Genomic DNA, 2698 nt, shown 5'->3' with positions numbered 1-2698 from the left:
CGCCTCGTGCCGTCCTGGTGGCCGCTGAGCGCCCGCTCAGCGCCCGCTCAGCGGCCACCAGGACGGCACGAGGCGGGCGTAGTCGGCCAGGAACGCCTCCGCCGAGCGCGGTGCCGGCCCGGCCAGCCAGACCGAGAGCGCGCCGACGGCCCCGTCGGCCAGGTACTGCGCCGCGACGGCCGCGTCGCCCACCGGGGAGGTCACCGCGCCGCGCTGCAGCAGCAGCAGCACCGAGGCGCGCACGTGCTCGCTGAGCATGGTGCGCAGCGAGGCGTCCGCGGGGCTGGCGAAGCTGCGCAGGTACACCGCCCGGTGGCGCTCCAGGTGCTCCAGGACCTCCAGCGTCGTCTGGCGCACCTGCAGCGCCCAGTCGCGCGGGGCCTCGCCGCTGAGGTGGCGCTCGCGGGTCGCGTCCAGCTCGGAGCGCAGCAGGGTGCGCAGCAGCTCGGCGGGGGAGTCGCTGTGCTCGTAGAAGGTGGAGCGGTGCACGCCCGCGGCGCGGGCCACCTCGGAGACCGACAGCGCCTCGGGGGACTTCTGCCCGGCCAGCTCCAGCACGGCGGTCGACAGGCGCTCGAGACTGCGCCGAGCACGAGCGTCCACGACGGCGAGGGTAGCGCCGCCCCGCGGGCCGCCCGCTGGCCGCCCGCGGCGCCCGCACCGCCCGGGTGCCGCGCCCGCGGGTCAGCCCGAGCGGGGCGCGTACACGATGACGGCCGCGCCCACCAGGCACAGCGCGGCGCCCGCCACGTCGAAGCGGTCGGGCCGGTAGCCGTCCAGGACCGCGCCCCACAGCAGCGAGCCGACGACGAAGACGCCGCCGTAGGCGGCCAGGACGCGCCCGAATTGCGCGTGCGGCTGCAGCGCGGCGACGAAGCCGTACAGGCCGAGCGCGAGCACCCCGGCCCCGACCCAGGCCAGGCCGCGGCGCTCGCGCAGGCCCTGCCACACCAGCCAGGCGCCGCCGATCTCCAGCACGGCGGCGAGCGCGAAGAGCAGGACCGAGCGGGTGGTGGTCACCGGCGGGAGCCTACGGGCGGGCGGGGCGCGGAGGCGCTGGAAGTAGGGTCGCGCCATGGCGCACGAGCAACCCTTCGTCGCGGTCCACGACGCCTGCAAGACCTACGGCAGCGGACCGGGCGCGACGCGGGCGCTGCACCACGTCGACCTGCAGGTGCCGCGCGGGCGCTTCGTGAGCGTCATCGGCCCCTCCGGCTGCGGCAAGTCCACGCTGCTGCGCCTCATCGCCGGCCTGGAGGTCCCCGACCGCGGCGAGGTGCGCATCTGCGGGCGCACCCCGGCCGCCGCGCGCGCGGACAAGGTCATCGGCTTCGTGCCGCAGGTGCCGGCGCTGCTGCCCTGGCTCGACGTGCTCGCCAACGTGCGGGTGCTGGAGAAGGTGAACCGGTCCGCCACCGTGCGCCGGCGCCGCGAGGAGGCCGGCACCGGCCGCGGGGGGCTGGCCGCCGACCCGGTCGCCCTGCTGACCCGCCTGGGCCTGGGGGAGGTGCTGCACCGGCGCCCGCGGCAGCTGTCCGGGGGGATGAAGCAGCGCGCCGCCATCGCCCGCGCCTTCGCCCTGCAGCCGGAGGTGCTGCTCATGGACGAGCCGTTCTCCGCCCTCGACGAGTTCACCCGCGAGGCCGCGCAGCTGCAGCTGCTGGACGTGTGGCAGGAGCTGCGCACGACCGTCGTCTTCGTCACGCACTCCATCTCCGAGGCCGTGCTGCTCTCGGACACCGTCGTCGTCATGGCCGCCCGCCCCGGCCGCATCGCCGGCGTCGTGGACGTCGCGCTGGACCGGCCCCGCCGTCAGGGCCAGCTGGACTCCGCCGAGCTGCACGAGCACGAGCACCGCGTCCGCGAGTGCCTGGGCACCGCCTGGTCCGCCGACCGCCCCGGGGACGCCGCGTGAGGTTCCTGCACCCGCGCGCCTGGGCGCCCACCCTCGTCGCGCTGCTCGTGGCGGGCCTGGTGTGGAACCGGGTCGCCCGCGACAACCCCTACGTGCTGCCGCCGCTGTCGGCGGTGGGCCGCCAGCTCGTGGACGAGCCCGGCCTGTACCTGCTCAACGCGTGGACGACGCTGCAGGAGGCGCTCCTCGGCCTCGTGGGCGGGACGGTCGCGGCCGTCGTCGTGGCGGTCGCGGTGAGCGAGTCGGGGCTGGTGCGCCGCGCGGTGACACCGCTGGCGGTCGTGCTCAACGTCACCCCCGTCGTCGCCATCGCGCCCGCGCTCGTCGTGGCGTTCGGCTTCGGCCTGCTGCCCAAGGTGATCGTCACCGGGCTCATCACGTTCTTCCCGGTCCTCATGAACACCGCGACGGGGTTGCGCTCGGTGGACCGGCACGTGCTGGCGGTGTTCCGCACGGTGCACGCCTCGCGCCTGGACGTGCTGGTGCGGTTGCGCTTCCCCAGCGCGCTGCCGTACCTGTTCTCCGCCTTCCGCGTCGTCTTCCCGCTCTCGCTGGTCGGGGCGATCGTCGCCGAGTTCGCCGCCGCGGGCGCGAGGTCGGGCCTGGGCACGCTCATCAGCGTGGCCAGCTCGAACTCCCAGCTGGACCGGGTGTTCGCCGCGATCGCCTGCCTGGCGGCGATGGGTTCGCTGCTGCTGCTGCTGGTGAGCACCGTGGAGCGGCGCGCGCTGTCCTGGCACGACTCGCAGGAGCGCTGAACCGCCCCGAACCCCCGCCCCGAAC

Annotated in this window: 4 protein-coding genes; 2 read left to right on the top strand and 2 right to left on the bottom strand. The window is 75.9% G+C overall.

Annotated elements, in window-relative coordinates; all coding sequences use genetic code 11:
* Window positions 1-36 precede the first annotated feature (36 nt).
* Window positions 37-603: a TetR family transcriptional regulator gene (locus tag GTQ99_RS21945; RefSeq protein ID WP_166617811.1), complete on the bottom strand. Its 567-nt coding sequence runs from the start codon at window positions 601-603 to the stop codon at window positions 37-39.
* Window positions 604-684: 81 nt separating this feature from the next.
* Complete coding sequence (locus GTQ99_RS21940) at window positions 685-1020, bottom strand: YnfA family protein (protein WP_166617810.1); 336 nt, start codon at window positions 1018-1020, stop codon at window positions 685-687.
* Between the two features lie 55 nt (window positions 1021-1075).
* On the opposite strand from GTQ99_RS21940, the gene GTQ99_RS21935 reads away from it, so the two are divergent.
* Together GTQ99_RS21935 and GTQ99_RS21930 are read left to right on the top strand one after the other, a co-directional pair.
* Window positions 1076-1915, top strand: coding sequence for an ABC transporter ATP-binding protein (locus tag GTQ99_RS21935; protein ID WP_166617809.1), 840 nt, complete (start codon window positions 1076-1078; stop codon window positions 1913-1915).
* Complete coding sequence (locus GTQ99_RS21930) at window positions 1912-2673, top strand: ABC transporter permease (protein WP_338075189.1); 762 nt, start codon at window positions 1912-1914, stop codon at window positions 2671-2673. The genes GTQ99_RS21935 and GTQ99_RS21930 overlap by 4 nt, the downstream gene beginning before the upstream one ends.
* The last annotated feature ends 25 nt before the right edge of the window (window positions 2674-2698 follow it).

The organism is Kineococcus vitellinus (assembly GCF_009906315.1).
Taxonomy (GTDB): Bacteria; Actinomycetota; Actinomycetes; order Actinomycetales; family Kineococcaceae; genus Kineococcus; species Kineococcus vitellinus.
Note: the sequence above shows the minus strand (reverse complement) of the source record. Positions and strands in the feature narration are given on the sequence as shown.